Raw genomic sequence first — 18,778 nt, 5'->3', positions numbered from 1 at the left:
CAGAGATTGAGAAGGTCTCATCCCCTTCATAGACCGCATCATCGGTGGTGTCCACGGCAATCGTCAGACCGGTGGCATCTGCCGGCACGGTCACGGTACTACCATTGAGGGTTAACGTGTCGCCATCGTTAGTACCACCCACGACAGTGACGGTCATCGCATTGGTGTAGTCGGTGCCAGCGGTTGCAGAGGCAGGGTTAGACTCGCTCAACGCGAGATCCACATCGTAAGCGATGGCAGAAGAGCCGGTTAGCGTGGCATTAAAGGTCAGCGTGCTGCCCTCTTCCATGCTCGCATCAGCAATACTGATCACGGGGGTATCATTGTCTGGATCGGGCCCAGAGCCCGTACCGTCATCGATGATGATTCCTGTAGCTGTACCATCGACAATCTGACCATTACCACTCGGGTTACTCAGATTAACACTAAAGCTCTCTTTACCTTCCAAGACATCATCTTGCGTGGTCTGTACAGTAAATGTTTTACTCGTTTCGCCTGTAGCAAACGTCAACGTACCGGCTGTCGAGGTAAAATCATTAGCCTCAGCATTATCAATCGCGTCAATACCGGTTGAAAAATCAATCGTCTCTTCGCTGGTGCCCCCGGTACGAGTGACGGTAAAGGTCATCAAACCACCCTCACTGACACTTACATCTGCGACACTGTACTCAGACGGAAGCACAAACAACTCACCTTCATCATCGACATAAGGCTCACGTTCCCAATTTTCGGGATTGGTGTCATAGCCTGCACGAGCTAGTACTTCTTCTGCGGTACGGTCGACCGCCTGAAACTCAGAAAAACCAGAACTTGTAGGGGGGGTGTTACCAGCAGCCGTTTCTTCCAGAATTTGGGTAGGATCCTGACCCGCAAGAATCGCAGCCTGAATATCGGCAACATCCAGCGTTTCAGCATTAACGGAATGGAAAACGAGAGAAATTTCTCCAGTCGTAGGATCCACTTCAAGGATAGCGGTTGTATCCGCCGGCACCGTTTCTGGCTCAGCTTTACCTAGGTCAATCTCGGCTTGGCTGTTAGCAGGCACAATGACCATATCACCAGGATTAACCTGCTCACCTGATTGTAAGACGCGCTCTACGCCCTTGCTATCAACGACAACAACTTCACCGGATACACTAACCACTGTTCCTTTGGCTGCTTCTACATTTTCCATAACTTCCCCCCAGAAGATATTTTCCTGATCTTGAGTACTCTTTGAGCCTCATGCATCAAAAAAAGATGTGTTCATTGCATTAGCGGGTGGCGCAGAACACGACTCACCAACAAAACCACCAACACATAAATTTGTTTAAAATTTTTAAGATAATAGCACAACAAGATACTGCTAAATAGCCATGAAACAAGGTTTTATACTCATAATGGTTAAAATTTAAACATACTAAAATATGTTTAAATTTCGACAATAGACAAGCTGAATATAACCTGACCCGTTAACTGTTTAAGCTTACACTGACAATATGACAGCAAAGCTGTTAACGTTTTTACCGTGCTAGAATAACCAGATACCACCCTATCAGTCTAGTGGGTATATCTATATCCAACCAATAACCATACTCATCTTGTGTATTTATGCTGTTCTTTCAGCAATACATCACAATCAGTCTAGATATAAACCAACATTTTTAGCGGGGAAACCAACCAATTTCCTTGGCTGTTTTTGGCCCGACAATGACATTGTCGAGATTTCGCGGCATCAGCAACCAACCGGGCGATACCTTTATCCGCCCAGACATCACCTCTGCCCGCGTTTGCGGCAAAAGCGGCGTTTGCTGCGGATCGGCATAACCATCCGGATAAATCGGTTCATTTGTTGCTAAGTTATATTTATCCGAAGCGCCAAAGGTGTGCAGTAATTCATGCGCAATAACGAAATTAGTGATACCCATGTCATCAACACCGGCAAAACCATTCACTAAACCTATCATCCCTTTCTGCAATCCCAGCGAATGCGACAATCGCCGCTCTTCTTGAGGGGAAAAGTAACGCAGATATATTCTTACATCTGGCTCTAGCCCCTCCCAGCTATCATGTCGCCATGACCACCAGCGCATATGCAGACTCCAGAACACTCTCTCCAACAGCCCAGCTTCTACTTCAACTTCGGGGGGCTGTGCATGCACCTCTGGCGCCAAATAAAATTCAACCAAGGGGTTCTGATTAATCTGATAGCGGGATGCTTCTCGTTGCAAGAAAGCACCAATCTCCGCAAATTGATCAATAGGCAAGGCATCGATATAACGCTGAGTATCTGCTCGCCCATCGGCGTTAATCGGATAGAGCACCACCCAGACAGGACGTTCCCATGCCTGTATCCGCGTCTGCGATAGCCAGGTATTCATCGCGACAACGAACAGGACAATCAATAACAGAACTATCCGTAACAATCGAAATTGGGAAGATTTCAGCATGACCTCTCCATCTTTCAATGCTGATTAAAGAACCTAACAATGCATTTTGCCACTTAACATGAAACGACGAAGACACTAGATCGGTAATCAGCCCACTATATCAGTGAATGGCCCAGATAATTAAGAGGTAGCGCAGGGTTTTGCCCACTATGATCAGCAATAACGATTGCCACACGGAGCATCGCAACCACCCAGCAGCAAGACACAAAGGATCACCGATCAACGGCAACCATGATAATAGTAGCGCGACCACGCCATAACGTCTCAATATATTCAACGCCCGCTGTTGATGACGTTTTTTAGGCTGAGGAATCGCCCAACGAAGACTCACCCACCAGCCCATAGCGAAAGTTAGTATACCGCCGAGACTATTACCTAGGCTGGCGACTAACAGCAATTCAAGTGGTTCGATAGTCGACTGCGTTAAAAGATAGCCCAGTAACACCTCAGAGCCACCCGGCATTAGAGTAGAGGCGATAAAACTACTAAAAAATAGCCCCCATAACTCTGGATTCGCCATCACGGCTAATGACTCTGCTCAGGCCGTTCCATATCCGCACGAATACAGCGTAACACCCCAAAATCATAAAGACCGTCAAGCGCTTCATGCACGGGCTTCAATGACACACCAAATGATGCCATGCAGTCACACATAACATTCTGTACCTGCTGCAACTGATCAGCGGTCAGCTCAACCACATCAGACAATGCCAACTGACCATCCGCAATTCCATCTGCTAAGTGGTTATAGATCACGTTTTCCGACAGGTGCTGCTGACGAGCCACCTGCGCAACCGTCATTCCAGAACGATATAGCGCCACCGATTGCTGTACTTGTAGATCTTTATTTTGCGGTTGCTGCTGCTCAGCTTGATACTCACGAATGAGTTCTAAAAACTGATCACCATATAGCTCTAATTTACGCTCACCAATACCGTTTAGACGCCCCATCTGTTGATGAGTCAATGGCCGATACATCACCATCTCCATCAAGGTGGCGTCATGAAAAATCACATAGGGCGGCACATCCTGCTCTTTGGATAACGTCATCCGCAGTGTTTTAAGCGCGTTCCACAGGCCATAATCTTCAACATCCAGCTTTTGCTGCGGATCATTGCGCTTACTGAAGGACTCCTGTTTACGCTTATCCTGCCTCATCTCTATCTGTAATTCTCCCTTTAACAGAGGCCGGCAACTATCCGTTAAATACAGCACACCATGACTATTCGCAGCAACACTCAAATAACCCCGTGCAACCAACTGGCGAAACACCGAACGCCACTGGTTACGATCGAGCTCTTTACCGATACCAAAGGTGCTTAACTCATGATGCTTAAGTTCCTTGACTCGATCACTGCTTTTGCCGAGCAGAACTTCAATAATATGATTAACGCCAAAACGCTGACCGCAGCGGTAGACGGCAGATAATGCTTTGCGGGCCGATTCTGTAGCATCCCACACCGGCACCGGCTCTAAACAGGTATCACAATTGCCACAGGGCTCAGGCAATGGTTCACCAAAATAGGTCAATAAGGTCTGCCGCCGGCAACTGGTAATTTCACAGAGCCCCAACATCGCTTCCAGTTTTTGCCGCTCGATGCTTTTATGCAGCTCATCTGCTTGTGAGCTTTCCAGCATCTGTCGCAGGAAGATAACATCTTGTAAACCGTAGACCATCCACGCATCCGCCGGCAGACCGTCACGCCCTGCACGGCCGGTTTCCTGATAATAGGCTTCGACACTTTTTGGTAGATCAAGGTGAGCGACGAAGCGTACGTTTGGCTTATCGATCCCCATACCAAAGGCCACCGTGGCCACCATCAAAATATTCTCTTCGGTTAGAAAGCGGTGCTGATTATGACGCCGAAGCTCTGGATGCAGACCCGCATGATAAGGCAAGGCGTTAAACCCCTGCTCTTGCAACCACTGGGCGGTATCTTCAACTTTTTTGCGCGAGAGACAATAAACAATACCCGAGTCCCCCATATGCTCGGCTTTAAGAAACTTTAATAGCTGCTCCTTGGCACGATGCTTTTGGCCAATACGGTAACGAATGTTAGGCCGATCAAACCCTTGAATGAATTTGCGCGCATTTTGTAATCCTAAGCGCTCGCAAATTTCATCGCGGGTACGCTCATCGGCGGTTGCCGTTAACGCAATTCGCGGCACACCCGGGAAGCATTCTTGAAGATAGCTAAGTTTTAGGTATTCTGGGCGGAAATCATGACCCCACTGAGAAACACAATGGGCTTCATCGATGGCGAATAATGCTAGCTGACATTCGGACAGCATTTTCAGTGTCCGCGGCTGCAGCAAGCGTTCCGGCGCGACATAGAGCAGATCTAAGTCACCACTACGTAACTGATGCTCTACTTCTTGCGCCATGCTGTAATCCATGGACGAGTTCAGATAGCCTGCACTGATACCCCATTGGGACAACGCCTGCACCTGATCCTGCATCAATGCAATAAGTGGCGAGACCACCACCGCAACACCGGGCCGAATCAGAGCTGGCAGTTGATAACAGAGCGATTTTCCGCCCCCCGTTGGCATGACCACCAAAGCATCACCATCACCGAGCAACGTTTCAATCACGTCTTGCTGTGGCTGCCGAAATTGATCATAACCAAAGATTTGTTTTAAGAGTTGTTGCGCCTTTTCTATCATGCTCGGCATTATCCGGCATGAAATGCAAACTGTCATCCAGATTTATAAGAATCGAGCAGATTAACACTACGATCAAACACCTTTCACTGATAGAATCTGCCCACACTTTATTAGCCGGACCCAAACCTATGCAAAATGCGATGCTGAATACACCACTCACCGATGAGGAACTGGATGAGCTTGAAGCGTTTTTGTTCTCAGAAACTGTGTCTGAGGATGCTTTGGATCTGATAGGTACTCATGGCTACTTCTGTGCGCTGAACATCAGCCCAGTCAAGATCACTGAGAAACAGTGGCTACAGGAGCTGTTTGACGGCACCCCTGAATACCGTTCAGACACAGAAAAATCTCGTATCGAAGGCCTGCTGCGTCGACTCTATTTTAGTATTGGCAGCGACCTTTACAACGATCAAGATATGTTACTTCCTTGCGATCTGACCCTCGTACCCGAAGATGACGAAGAGCAAAGCGCTCTGACAACTTGGTCACAAGCCTTTATGGAAGGCGTTTTCCTGAAAGAAGACGAATGGTTTAATCATCAAGCCGAAGAGGAAGTCGCTGAACTGATGCTACCCATCATGATCGCGTCGGAACTGTTTGATGATGAAGAGTTTGTCAAAATGCGGGCAGATACACCACTGTGCGACGAAATGTGCCGCACCATTCCCGACCTATTGGTCGATCTGTACTTGCTGTTCCACGCCCCTGCCGATAAAAAATAAGTGTCAGGTAAACGCTACCAATCACAGCGTCAAAAAAGCCCGCCATCGACTCATCGATGGCGGGCTTTTTTACATCAGGGCTTAGCCGGTTAACTCAACGAATACTGTACCTTTGTACTCGCCAACCCTAACCGGCTTTCAATCAATCGTCTTAGCGGGTTATACGTGCGGTAGAACCTTGACGCAATACACGTACTCGCTCACCTGGTCGGAAATAACCTTCACTATCCACTTCCTGAACCAGCGAGATCGTACGACCACTTTCCAGTGTTAACGTCACCTCTTGCCCCTGTTTACGGGTAGAGTTCTCTTCCACTTTCTGCCCGACAATACCACCGGCGATAGCGCCGACAACAGCAGCGATACTACTACCCTTACCGCCACCGACCGTACTACCGGCGATACCACCGACAATAGCACCGGCGCCGGCACCTAATGGGCTATCTGAGCGCCCCTCAATCACGACGGGCTTAACCGCATCAACCCAAGCATATTCAACATTCTGGACCTTTCGAGCTTCGCTGCGAGAATAGGTATCACCCGTCAATGACGAAGCACAGCCCTGAAGCATTAACATTGCTGCAGTAAATACAATAATGGTCATTCTGTTCATATCATTAATCCTAAACGTTCGTTGGTAATATTAAATGCAGGTTGCTTATCAATGTCTATCACCACTCACAGCACTATAGCTCGAAAACAGCCCGAAAACCTGATGCACTAAGCAAAAAGATAGCAGCTGCCAGCTTAACGTATCTTTAACAGTAACTGGCAGACCAGTGACCAGCTCACCTCTCGCAGTTTTTGATACCAAGGGCGCTTAGACCATTGGTCATAACAAATCTCACGACTTCGCTGCATATCACTCATCAGCAGCTGTTCGACCGTATCGGTCAAATTCGGTTCCACAACTTCGAGGTTAGCTTCCAGATTCCAACGTAGGTTCCAGTGATCCAAGTTACAAGAGCCAACCGATACCCACTGATCACACAAGCCTAGCTTGGTATGCAGGAAAGAGGTCTGATACTCGAAGATTCGAACTCCTGCCTGCAATAAGCGCCGATAATAGCGTTTAGAAGCATGATAGACCCAAGGATGGTCCGTATTCGGGCCGGCAACAATCAAACGAACATCAACCCCCCGCAAAGCTGCCTGTCGTAAACTACGACGCACGGATAAAGCTGGCAGAAAATACGCAGTTTCCATCCAAACCCGCTCACTTGCACAATTAACATGATGCACAAAGCTACGCTTGATCTGCTGTATTTTTAACCCTTGGACTTCGGTTATACGGGCTAACGCATCCCCCTGCCGCTCTAAATTAGCAGGCTTAATATCAGGCATCAGGCCGCCACTTTTAATCCACTGATGAGAAAAAAGTTGCACCATATCCGCCACTACTGCGCCCTGCACCTGCAACATCACTTCATGCCATGCAAGCGCCCCATGAACAGGGATGGTCCGCAGGTATTCATCACTAATCCCCGTGCCACCGATAAAGCCAGTACGCTGATCACTAATCATCAGCTTCCGGTGATCTCTGGCTAAATTACCATCCAACTTAAATAACCGAATCGGGTTGTAACGCAGCACCTGCACGCCTGCCTGCTTTAACCGATCACTGTCCTGTTGTTTAAAGCGGCGGCCACCAAAATCATCGATCAGCCAACAAACCTTGACGCCCCGTTGTGCGGCAGCGATTAATGCAGCGATAAATTGATCGGCAACCGCGCCAGAGCTCACCATATAAAACTCTAATAACAGTGTTTCACGCGCCTCATCTATCGCTTGCAACATCCGAGGAAAGAAACGCTCGCCCTGCACCAGTAGCTCAACTCGGTTACCACCGGACCAACGGTATCGACCTGTCATAGAATCCCCTTTATACCGACATTAGTGCAGACATCAGTGTTGATGGGATCCATACAAGCGGGCATACAGCCCGTTCTGCTGCAGCAGTGCCGCGTGATCACCCTGTTCAGCCACTCGCCCATCCTCAAAAACATAGACATGATCAGCCTGCTTCACCGCACTCAAGCGGTGAGCAACAATAATGGTCGTACGCCCCTGCAGAAAACTAGCGAGGTCTCGGTGCAAGTTATATTCAGTTTCAGTATCCAATGCCGAGGTTGCCTCATCGAGAATCACCACTTTAGGGTCGGTAAGCACCATTCGCGCAATCGCTAAACGTTGTCGCTGCCCACCGGACAACCTTACTCCTTGCCGCCCCACCATGGTATCTAATCCCTCATCTAGCTGACGAACAAAGGGTTCTAACTGAGCAACGTCCAAGGCTCGCCACAACTGCTGATCAGAGAATTCACGCCCGAGTGTTAAGTTACCCCGGATAGAATCGTTAAACAGTGCGGGGTGCTGTAATACCGTCGCCACATTCTCACGCACCCGGTCAAGACCGACCTGCTCCACCGCGACATCATTAAACAGTACCCGCCCCTGCTCAGCTTGATAGAGCCCCAGCAACACCTGCACTAGGGTAGATTTACCGCCCCCGCTAGCCCCCACCAATGCAATCTTTTGCCCCGCTGGAATCTTAAGCGATAGGCCTTTGAGTATCTCCTGCCCCTCAATATAGCTAAAATGGATGTTTTGCAGCTCGATGGATACCGATGTTGATTCAGCAAAAGGGTTTTTCACGTGAGGGTATGCGGGTTCTTCATCCAAGGCCATCAACCGATTGATACGCTGCAGTGCCGCTTTGGCACCATAAAACGCATATTGGATACCCAAGACCTCCTGTACCGGCCCCATCATGAACCAGAGGTAGCCAAACACCGCCATCATCTGCCCGATGCTCAGATCTGAAAAAACCACCATCCCCATCGAGAGCGCCCGAAACAGATCGAAACCGACCAAAAACACCATAAAACTAAAACGATTGGCGGCCTCACTGCGCCATTCAAACCGCGTCGAGTGATCTCGCAACGAACGGGCATCACCGATTAACCGTTGCAGATAATGATCTTCCCGATTTGCCGCACGAATCTGATAGATCGCTTCCAGCACCTCCGTTAAGCCACCCTGAAACTGCTCATAAGCACGGTTTTCATGTTTCTTCAGCTCTTTCACCTGCTTGCCGATGCGCATCGTCAACCAGACCACCAACGGATTTAACAACAGGATAAACAGCGCCAGTTGCCAGTTCATCCAGATCAACACAATCGCCGTACCGATGATGGTTAATAAGGCGATCAGGAGCCGACTCACGGACGCCCCGACAAAGCGATCAACCGTATCGAGATCGGTAATAAAGTGAGAACTGACAGAACCACTGCCCAATGATTCATATTCAGCCATCGATATCCGCTTCAACCTCTGCAATAAGCCCTCACGGATGCGAAATACAACCTCCTTAGAGATAATCGAAAACTGCCTACCCTGCCACACATTAAACACTAAGGCGGCGGCCCTCAGCATGATGGTGATAACCAACACCGCGCCGATATACAACACCGGGCCGGACCACTGTTCTGGAAAAAAGCGCTGACACAGACGAATTAAGGCACCTGGTTGATCCAGCAACACTTCATCCACCAGCATCGGCATCAACAGAGGCAGCGGGACACTCGCACAGGTCGCCAGCAGTGCGATCAAGTTAGCCTTAATCAATAATGGACGGTATTCCAGCGCCACACCGAAAATGTATTTCCAGTTGTAATTCGGCTGATTCATGTTGGGCGTCATTCCCCTATGTAGATGGCTCACATTCGCGGCCATTTGACCGGCAGATACTGATCAACAATGGTATCTTAATGCTCTTTTTTTGCGCCCATGCAGCTAGGTGACAATGGAATATCTCCATTTTTTTCTTGCCACTCCGAGGTGGTATAGAGATGTAGCGCCAACGCATGGATCGGATTATTCATGAGTACCGCTAGCAACCCATAGATCATCTGATGCCGTGCCACGGCGCGCTTGCCGGTAAAATCATCCGCCACGACGGCCAGCTTAAAGTGGCTTTCCGTCGCTGGGCCACTGTGCATATGGCTTTCATTCTCAATTACTAGATGCTGTAACGCTAATCCTTCGGTCAAACGCTGCTCAATCTCTGTTGCTATACTCATATCGATCCTGATCTTAATTATTTGTCTTTACTGTCCACCGAGTCGGCGGCCAGCTTACTAAATTTGGAATGAATCCGCCGCGTCAGCAGCGCCACCGTGACAATCACCAGCGGCATCGAGATACCCAATGAGAGGCTTTTATTAATATGTAAGCCTTGATCATATAACACCCCGATAAAGATCTTGACCAACCCTATGGTGTAATAACTAATGGCCGCCACCGATAATCCTTCAACGGTGTGTTGCATCATCAACTGAATCCGCGAACGGCGGTCCATCGAACTCAGCAACTCCTGATTTTGCCCCTGAATTGATAACTCCACCTGAGTACGCAGCATATCACTGACACGGTCGATCCTGCGTGACAGGTCCTCCAGCCGTTCAGCCGTTGCTTTACAGGTACGCACGGCGGGAATCATCCGTCGAGTGATAAACTCATGCAGTGTCAGGTGACCCGACACCTCGTCTTCGCGTAGGTCAGCCAAGCGCTGCATGACTAAATCCTGATAGGCATTGGTGGCATTAAAGCGGAATGTCGAGCGGGCGCGATAAGCTTCAACGCGTGAGGCTAAGTGAATCAAGCGACCGAGCAACTCCCGTTCATCACGGCATTTTTCATCATCATACTCTTCAACCGACAAAATCTGCGTCAGCTCGGCCAACTGTTGATCCATCAGTTGCAGTTGCGGACCGATAGAACGCGCCATCGGCAACCCCATCAACGTCATGAGTCGATAAGATTCGATCTCCAACAACCGCTGAATCAGTCGCCCTAACTGACTGTCACTCATCTCTCGGTTGTAGATCAAAAACCGCCCATAACCATCATCATGTAACCGATAACTGGTCCATACCTGAGCGGCCCCCTGAGACGGCTGACTGCCCACTAGGCGCATGGTATCAAAATAGGTTTTTACTTCAGGAATCGTCGGCTCGGCACTATCGCACACATTTTCAACCGACATATGGAAAGCCGCGACAACTTCACCACAAATTCCCTCCAGCCAGCCATCCGGCAGATGACTGATACCGGATTCAGCAAACGGATCGCCATGATCCCCACCCAGCCAGATAAAGGTGTAGGAGACAAACTCCATATGCTTTTCCCAGCGAACCTGAAGCTGACCAAACTGCTGTTGAAAACAGGGTAGATCCTCTTTGGGCACCGCTCCGCCTAACATCTCACACAGCTGCTGCAGATGAATGAACTGCTGTGCCTTCTGCTGCTCGCTACACATCACCGAAAGGTGGGTAATTCGCGCGGGGCTGGGGATAACTTGGAAGGGTCGAGAGTGCATCTCCTCATAGAGCGATTCTCTCAAAGGGTGCATCTCAAGCTGAAGGGAACTGGCCGACATCAAACTACCTGTTAACGATAAATAAAAGACTATTCTCAGCGATTATGGCTATCGAAAGCAACTCTCCCTGAGGCCCACACCTTAACTCCGCATTATTCCGTCAACGGCGCTAATAACAGCGGCGCTTGCAACAGGTCAACCGCCATCACTTGCGGGCTAACATCAAACCATTGGAGAAACAGTTCAAGGGTACGATTCTCAGGCCAGTTATCGCCAAACTCATCCCAGGCGGCCAGCTCATTGGTAAAAATAGCCTCATAATGCTGCGCTAACTGCTGCGCGATATCCTCTTCACACTGAAACTCTTGCGTTAGATAGACACTCCCCTCGGCACGATGGTCCGCCAGCGTCATGGCCTGATTCAACTCATCCTGCTGTTGATTAGCCCAATCGACAAATGGCTGACGCGGTAATACGGCTAATCCCGAACGATTAATCAGTTTCATAGAGGCTTCTCTCGACTTCAGCTAAACTAGAGGCCAGCATTATAACCTCAGCCTTCGAGATGTGAATGAATATCCGCTGCCTTCCCCACCTGAACACTAAACAAGCCTGGCTCGACTTCTGTCAACGGGAAGTGCCCAGCTGTTTTACTGAACAACCCGAAGCCATGGTGGACTTTCAAACAACCTATCTGATGATTACCGTTTTAGAGCGCAATACTCGACACGGTAAACAGGCGATAAAATATAGTTTGGGCTCACGGACATCGATGGCGCCCGCGTGGAAATTCATTAAAGCCTGTAATTTCAATCTGCAAATGATGATTGATGGGCTAGCAGAAATAAACTTTGACGGTAATGTGCGTGACAACTCATTGCTAAAAGCTCACACCGACCTCACCGTGCGTAAGTTTTTCTCCCGCGACCGCTCGATCATCTCACCGGGCAACTTGGGTAGACTGCTACCGTTAACGGCCACCCCATCACATTGGGAGCTGCGTCATCTCGCCTGCCTGCTGGCCAATCAGCAATTTAAAGATATGCGTACCGAACAGCTAGCACTGCCGGGTAACGATCAATTTATGGTTGAATTTAGAGGGATACCGACCCCTGAGGTGCAGGGGATGTTGGTTGAGATCATTAATCAACCGGACCAATGGGATGTGCGGCCACACCCTAATGATTCCACCCGCCTGATTATTCTGCGACAAGATGCACCGCTGTGCAGCCTTGTGCCCGACCTTTACCCCAAAACAAACACTGCCCAACGGAGAACCCGTTGGGCAAGCGCAGTGAATGGCTAACATCGGCTAAACAGCCATGAGGAAATGATCAGTGTCTGAATCAGCATTGATCCAGACACTTGTTGGGAGCTGCGTCATCTCGCCTGCCTGCTGGCCAACCAGCAATTTAAAGATATGCGTACCGAACAGCTAGCACTGCCGGGTAACGATCAATTTATGGTTGAATTTAGAGGTATACCGACCCCCGAGGTGCAAGGGATGCTGGTTGAGATCATTAATCAACCGGACCAATGGGATGTGCGGCCACACCCTAATGATTCCACCCGCCTGATTATTCTGCGACAAGATACACCTCTGTGCAGCCTTATACCCGACTTTAACCCCAAAACAAACACTGCCCAACGGAGAACCCGTTGGACAAGTGCAGTGAATGGCTAACATCGGCTAAACAGCCATGAGGAAAAGATCAGTGTCTGAATCACACTGATCCAGACACTTGTTAAGCGGACACTTAAGCCGGCAGCAACCCTTCAACATCGTCGGCTTCACCCGCTGACTTTTCGATCAACCGATAAGGGTTATCGGAGTTCAGCAGCTCCTTACCATTGATGGTTGGGAACTCCACATCGATATCGACAATCCGACCATCACGGCAGACGTTGATAATGGTATCCATGGTGGTCGCCATGAGTGAATACTTATCATCCGGCGCGGCGATCAGCGTCTGCAATCCTAAGTCGCTCATAAAGCCTAGCGAGGTGACCGTGTTTTCCGCATCCAGCTTGTTAAAGGCTTCATCGAAAACCGACAGGCTAATACCACCCAATGTCACGCCGTCGGCAGTCTCACGCAAGCGATAGGTCGCCCCCATCGCCGCCGCAATAGCCACATAAAACGGCACTTGGTGTTCACCACCCGAACCCGTTTTAATTCGCTGCGAGAGCGTTGTTTTACGGTTGCCATCGAGATCTTTAACCACCAATTCGAAGTTGTAGAAGTTACGGTAATCCTGCAGCAGGCTACTTTCACCTTCATCTTTCAACACTTCATGAATCTTCGCCAGCGCATCTTGGTGAGGACGCTTCTCGTCATATTTAAAATCAAATAGCGAGCCGACATTCGCCTGATCCATACGGGTATAGGCTTCAACCAACTCCAGAATATCTTTCAATTCAGGGTTCGGCATCATCTCAAAGCTATACATCTCCCGATGAAAAGGACGGTTTTTAAGGTGTGCATTCAGCTCACGAATCAGCTCTTTAATCTTATCGATCTGATCTTTAAGGTGTGCCACAAAATCTGAACGGAATGAAGTTTCCGCTTCGAGTCTGGCGCGTTCCGCTTTCTCGGTATACTCCGCCAACTCACTGTCACGCAGAGATTGGATAGTATCATCGACAAACTGCGACAGCTGAGCATGGGTCGAGTCTTCGTTAACCTTGTCCAGATCCTGATGGCTCAGGCCAGAGCCGTGATAACGAGCTTTATATTGAGCAACACCGTCGCGCACAATATTTTTCTTACGTTCAACCAACCCCAGCTCGGCTTGCGCCTTTTTCGCCGCATCAAAGATGATACGGTCGAGATCACCGGAACAGGATTCATCCATATAATCCCGCTTTTCTTGCGCCGACTGAGCATCAAAGTTAACGTCCGCTTCACACTGGGTCCGCGCAATCGCATGCTCTTGTAGCTCATTATCCAACACTTCAAGCGAAGCATTATCTTTAATCAAACTCGTCCGGGTGGACTGCAGCTTATCCATCAGTTTTTTCTGAGCAATTTGAGTCGCTTTTTGCGCTTCGACAAGCTCACTGATCCGCTGCTGGATACCACTATCATCTTGGTTACGCAGATCGGTAATGCCCTGACGATAACCTTCGATTTCGGTTTGCAGCATCTCTCGCTGATTGACGAGATCAAAGGTGCGTTCAGTCACACCGGTCAGTGCAGCGGTCATGCGGATCAGATTTTCCCGCAGACTATCCAAGGCTTCATGATCTTTGTTCAGCGCACTGAACTCGGCCATCATCTGATCGACCTGACGATCCTGCTGCTGTAGCTGATGCTGTCGACGACCACCGCCACTGCCCATCATCGGTGCTTCTTCACGAATCGAGGTGGTTGTACCCTCGGTTTGCAACATGCAATCGTAGGTCAGTGCTCGTTCTTGTTTCAGCAACTGGCTTTCGGTTTCCACCGCCATCACGCCACCTAAGGCACGATTCATATAGGCCAACGCATCATCGCTCTGGCAATCAACAAATTGCGCCAGCGAACCGGGCTTAGAACGATTAAGCCATTCATGGGATTTAGTGGTGTTCACCACTCGACAACCTTTCAGATGACGACCCTTACGACGGTAGAGTGTGATCGCCTCTTTCACCCGATCGGGATCAACGATCAAAGCTTCACGGCGGGCGCCGAGAAAACTTTCGATCGCGATGCGCCACTTCTCATCATTGATATCCACCAACTCACAGATCGGCGTGGAATCGATGCCGTAATCTTTTAACAGTTGCATCAATTCACGGGTATTACGCCGCAAGGGAGCGCGCCCCTCTTTTAACTGTTCAACGGCGCTTTTCTGGTTCTGAATCTCACTGCGCAGCTCGTTCATCCGTATCACAGAGGATTCAAAACGACGAGCAATCTCGCGGCGAACCGAATCAACCGACGCTTTTAGTTGATTCAGATTGTTATCCACATCCACCGGCGCCTGAGGCCAGGTTTCGGCCATCATATCTTCGCCGGAACGCCACAGCTCAACAGAGTCTTTAACCACGGGAATAAAGCTATCCGGCAGATATTGCTGATAGTTGGCAAAACTAACCGCCGAGCGCAGCAATGAATACACATGCTGTACTTTCTCTTTCACCACATTCAGCTCATGCTGGCGGGCATCGATCGAGTTCTCCAGCGCTTTGACCTTATGCGCACTGTCGGTGTTGTTCAGTTCGGCACGGGTATTCGCCAGCGACTGCATGACCTCATTGAGCTCTTCGCTCTTCGCCTCAAGATCCGCCTGAAGCGTCGTCTCTTTTACCTGATTAACCTCAAGACGCTCTTGGGCTTCCTCTTTTTTGAGGTCCGCATGCTCAAATCGGGTTTCATGGACGACCCACTCATACTCGACCGAGTTTTTAACGTTGCGATCGATCCCTTTACACTGCTCTTGAACCTTTTCCAGTTCATCGATACGATTTGAGACTTCACGGGTTTTCTGCTCCATCGCGCGGTATTCATCCAGCGATTTACGAAAACCACCCACATGTACAATATTCTCATCAAGAACAAACTCACGGATAAAGCGCGTGGGGCTGTTGATCGGTATAAATTTCAATGCGTTACGAAAGTTTTTAACAAACTTATCATCATCGTTCGGCATCTGTTGATCGTAACTAAGTTCTGTCACCAGCTCGCGAATAAAGCGGTTGGCCCGTTTCTCTAACTTCATTTCAGGGCACTGCTTCAGCAGGCTCTCTTTAACCACCGGCCACTCTTTCGGCAAGCGACCGCCATCCTGCTTAACGGTAAAGTCTTCTAAACTGACGGAGAAATCAGGCAAGATAAAGCGGCCGAGAATATCTTCTTCTGGCGATGATAACGACGCACTGATGGCCAGGCCTACGCAGGTTTCTTTACCGGTTTCGGTATCGAAGAAACTGAGCGCGAGATAGCTTACCGAATCTTGCCGCGCATTCTCTTTTTTACCAAGGTCGTCCATAAAGCCTAGACAGTATGTCCGCAGGCTACGCTCACTCTTCTCGCCAGCACTGGCGTTAAAGCTCAGGTATTTTTTGTTACCGCCCATCAAAACGGTCTGAATCGCATCCAGCAACGAAGATTTACCCGAACCGTTCGGGCCGATCACCGCTACATTGCCTTTAATCGGAATCTCGACAGCGCCCAACACATACCAGTTGACCAGCACCATTCTATTAAGCTGCTTCATGAACGGTTCTCCTCGACAGCCGTGTCGGTATTATTGGCTTCAGTTGCGGTGTCTTCTGCGGCGCTTTCGGCATTGCCGTCGGCAGTCTCTGTCTCAGGGACCGAAGCGGTATCGCCATCATCGGTCGCATTAGCCACTGTATCCGTTTGCTCCGGCGTATCCGCTGGGGCTGGGGCTTGCTCTTCCGCTGCCGAGGCTTTTGCGGCTAACTCGTCACCGCGCTCTTCACATAACGCTTCAAGCTGACCGATAAAGTCCTCCACGACGACCTGACGAATCGCCGGATTGATCGTCAATGGAATATTCTTAGGATCGGTTTCGTGGGGTTTGCCCCGCTCAATCACACCGTGTCGACTGAACAGCGATAACAGTTCTTTCAGTCGGGTTTCATTAGGAATCTCACGCCCCGTCAAATTTTCATAGAGGGTCAACAGATCATCGGTGGTGATATAGGCGCGACCCGCTTCGACATCGAATGCTTCCAGTTTTTGCTCATATTGCTGACGCAGACAAAGCAGAAACAGCGATTCATCCAGTTTCAGGCGCATAAAGCGCTCTTCACCCTTAGGCAGGATACCCAAATACGCCTCATCCGGCTGATAGATCAATGTCCAACCAATGGCAGCAAACAGATTCGAAAAGTAATCCACCTGAGACGCGACCAAGAAATAACTATCGCGGTGTCCTGAGCGCTCCGCATAGAGGAACTGATTCACCAGCAGCATATTAGCCGCATGGACAAAATCCTCTTCCTGGTACTGATCGCTACGACCGATAATTTTCTGCAGATCACCCAGCATTATACTTTCCTCTGAATACTGAAATCGCGACATTCAACCATATCCGCGACATTGACATATGTATCTTCAAACTTAATCTCATACTTATTGGCTGTACCGCGCCCCTTCTTACCGAGCGAGCGCATATGCCGTAAATAACTAAAACAGATGTAATCTTCAATGCAGTCGATGGTGAAATCAGACGCGCTGATCTTCTTGTTATTCAACAGATGACGTTCAACATAAAGCTCGATATTTTCCGGTTTGACTTCACGGCGCGCTTTATACTCTTTGAATAGCTGCCGCATCTCCAAGACCCGTGGATCGATCTCCACTGGGCGGATCACCCGAGGTTTCGTCTCTACCCGACGTTTGATCGGCGAACGCACGCTCCCTGGGGCTAAAAACGCAACATCATCAAGGGTATCGATATGCGGGATAACACTGGCATCCAGCTTTGATACATCGGAGATCAGGCGCGACAACCGAGAACTCATCCCCGGCGTGGTCTTATCCATGTAGCGAACCGTATCCGCTACCCGCTTCTCTAAGCGATAACGGAAATCATCGATCGTCGCTAAACGCTGATCGACCGACTCAAAAATACGGATGATCCGATTAATATGGCTGTGCACCATCGCTTCAGCATCGGCAAAGTTGAGCTCGAACTGCTCCTGATAATGCTGTGATAGTTTTTCTACCTTGAGCGGATCAAATTGCAGATCACGCAACATCGACAGTATTTGCCGCCGAAACCGAAAGGGGTTGTTCTTGGTTTTTAGCGTTTTGTAATCGGACACCAAGATATGGGCAACAAAACGATCGAAGAAACTGCGGACAATCTCCTGTGGGTTCGAGGTCGCCGCAAGACTGATCTTTAGCTCCCGCAAACCCAGCATCATATCCGTCAGGTGAGCACTAAAGTCGGCTGCGGTCTGCGCCGCTTCCTGCAAGGTAATACCCCGCCCTGCCGGATCATTGACGGCGGATTCAAGCGAACTCAACACATTAAGAACGGCACCGCCATAGCTGCGTTTTTCCAGCTCATTAATACCCACCAAGGTTCGTAGTAGATAACTAATCGCCGGAGAAAGCAGCACAAAGGTGCGATAGATCCGCTGCTCCTCTTCCAACCATCCGGTATCGACCAAGCGACGATAGATACGACTGGTATATTCCGCCGTTGAGCGAGGTAGTTCTTGCCGTTCAGCCTCTGACTCTCCTTCTTCGGGCTCCCAGCGGCGCACACCGAGGCGCACCACCGTATCTTCAATACAGGAACGAATCAGATCTTTCGGCACAAAGGGATCAACCAGATCTTCATCGAAGAACTGATCAGCAAGATCCAGCAGAACTGCCTCGTAGATATGTTTATTCTGCCCCGATAGCGGGACAAATATTGTTTCGGGAAGCTTTTTAAAAAGCATCTCAGCTAAGATCTCCGGGCACGCGTGGCAAGGTAAAATAAGTCCGGCTACGTTCTCTGCGGACACCTTCCTTAATAAGGTTACCGATGATAACGGAAATAACCACACTGACCAAGTAGCAAAAAAGGCTGCCCAAGCAGAGTCAGCCTTTTTTTTGAGTGATAATTTAAAAG

The 18,778-nt window shown here is 49.4% G+C and carries 16 protein-coding genes; 3 read left to right on the top strand and 13 right to left on the bottom strand.

Annotation, left to right across the window (positions count from 1 at the left end; translation table 11 throughout):
• The 4 genes from EH243_RS16050 to recQ all read right to left on the bottom strand — a co-directional run.
• A partial coding sequence (locus tag EH243_RS16050) for a retention module-containing protein (protein ID WP_126159678.1) occupies positions 1-1,174 on the bottom strand: 1,174 nt, incomplete at its 3' end.
• 469 nt (positions 1,175-1,643) lie between these two features.
• Positions 1,644-2,429 carry a hypothetical protein gene (locus tag EH243_RS16045; protein ID WP_126159677.1) on the bottom strand — a complete coding sequence of 262 codons (786 nt, stop codon included), beginning with the start codon at positions 2,427-2,429 and terminating at the stop codon, positions 1,644-1,646.
• A gap of 100 nt (positions 2,430-2,529) precedes the next feature.
• Positions 2,530-2,949 (bottom strand): YqaA family protein, encoded by a 420-nt coding sequence (locus tag EH243_RS16040; RefSeq protein WP_126159676.1) that lies wholly within the window; start codon positions 2,947-2,949, stop codon positions 2,530-2,532.
• A gap of 5 nt (positions 2,950-2,954) precedes the next feature.
• Entirely contained in the window at positions 2,955-5,096 is a 2,142-nt protein-coding gene (gene recQ / locus EH243_RS16035) for a DNA helicase RecQ (protein WP_126159675.1), read from the bottom strand.
• 128 nt (positions 5,097-5,224) lie between these two features.
• Between recQ and EH243_RS16030 the strand changes: the two genes are divergently transcribed.
• The gene (locus EH243_RS16030) at positions 5,225-5,818 is read left to right on the top strand and encodes a YecA/YgfB family protein (RefSeq protein ID WP_126159674.1); all 594 of its coding nucleotides are present in this window, start codon (positions 5,225-5,227) and stop codon (positions 5,816-5,818) included.
• A 151-nt stretch (positions 5,819-5,969) separates the two neighbouring features.
• Here EH243_RS16030 and EH243_RS16025 read toward each other — a convergent pair whose 3' ends face one another.
• From EH243_RS16025 to EH243_RS16000, 6 genes are all read right to left on the bottom strand, one after another.
• The gene (locus tag EH243_RS16025) at positions 5,970-6,431 is read right to left on the bottom strand and encodes an outer membrane lipoprotein (protein ID WP_126159673.1); all 462 of its coding nucleotides are present in this window, start codon (positions 6,429-6,431) and stop codon (positions 5,970-5,972) included.
• A gap of 134 nt (positions 6,432-6,565) precedes the next feature.
• Positions 6,566-7,690, bottom strand: coding sequence for a phospholipase D-like domain-containing protein (locus EH243_RS16020; protein WP_126159672.1), 1,125 nt, complete (start codon positions 7,688-7,690; stop codon positions 6,566-6,568).
• Positions 7,691-7,723: 33 nt separating this feature from the next.
• Complete coding sequence (locus EH243_RS16015; protein ID WP_126159671.1) at positions 7,724-9,508, bottom strand: ABC transporter ATP-binding protein; 1,785 nt, start codon at positions 9,506-9,508, stop codon at positions 7,724-7,726.
• A 77-nt stretch (positions 9,509-9,585) separates the two neighbouring features.
• A complete protein-coding gene (locus tag EH243_RS16010; protein WP_126159670.1) occupies positions 9,586-9,900 on the bottom strand; it encodes a BolA family protein in 315 nt (104 codons plus the stop codon).
• Positions 9,901-9,917: 17 nt separating this feature from the next.
• Positions 9,918-11,258, bottom strand: coding sequence for a DUF3422 family protein (locus EH243_RS16005; protein WP_126159669.1), 1,341 nt, complete (start codon positions 11,256-11,258; stop codon positions 9,918-9,920).
• A 92-nt stretch (positions 11,259-11,350) separates the two neighbouring features.
• Complete coding sequence (locus EH243_RS16000; RefSeq protein ID WP_126159668.1) at positions 11,351-11,704, bottom strand: hypothetical protein; 354 nt, start codon at positions 11,702-11,704, stop codon at positions 11,351-11,353.
• Positions 11,705-11,769: 65 nt separating this feature from the next.
• Between EH243_RS16000 and EH243_RS15995 the strand changes: the two genes are divergently transcribed.
• Positions 11,770-12,504 (top strand): hypothetical protein, encoded by a 735-nt coding sequence (locus tag EH243_RS15995; protein ID WP_126159667.1) that lies wholly within the window; start codon positions 11,770-11,772, stop codon positions 12,502-12,504.
• A gap of 114 nt (positions 12,505-12,618) precedes the next feature.
• Positions 12,619-12,882 carry a hypothetical protein gene (locus tag EH243_RS15990; protein WP_126159666.1) on the top strand — a complete coding sequence of 88 codons (264 nt, stop codon included), beginning with the start codon at positions 12,619-12,621 and terminating at the stop codon, positions 12,880-12,882.
• Between the two features lie 73 nt (positions 12,883-12,955).
• Here EH243_RS15990 and EH243_RS15985 read toward each other — a convergent pair whose 3' ends face one another.
• Genes EH243_RS15985 through EH243_RS15975 form a run of 3 tightly spaced genes read right to left on the bottom strand, consistent with a single transcriptional unit; the run spans position 12,956 to position 18,605 of the window.
• Entirely contained in the window at positions 12,956-16,399 is a 3,444-nt protein-coding gene (locus EH243_RS15985; RefSeq protein WP_126159665.1) for an SbcC/MukB-like Walker B domain-containing protein, read from the bottom strand.
• Complete coding sequence (locus tag EH243_RS15980; protein WP_241235109.1) at positions 16,396-17,199, bottom strand: DUF4194 domain-containing protein; 804 nt, start codon at positions 17,197-17,199, stop codon at positions 16,396-16,398. Before EH243_RS15980 ends, EH243_RS15985 begins: the two co-directional genes overlap by 4 nt.
• Positions 17,199-18,605: a Wadjet anti-phage system protein JetA family protein gene (locus tag EH243_RS15975; RefSeq protein ID WP_126159664.1), complete on the bottom strand. Its 1,407-nt coding sequence runs from the start codon at positions 18,603-18,605 to the stop codon at positions 17,199-17,201. The genes EH243_RS15980 and EH243_RS15975 overlap by 1 nt, the downstream gene beginning before the upstream one ends.
• Positions 18,606-18,778 lie beyond the last annotated feature (173 nt).

The organism is Amphritea opalescens (assembly GCF_003957515.1).
In the GTDB taxonomy this organism is placed as follows: Bacteria; Pseudomonadota; Gammaproteobacteria; order Pseudomonadales; family Balneatricaceae; genus Amphritea; species Amphritea opalescens.
This window is presented reverse-complemented; position numbering and strand designations above follow the sequence as displayed.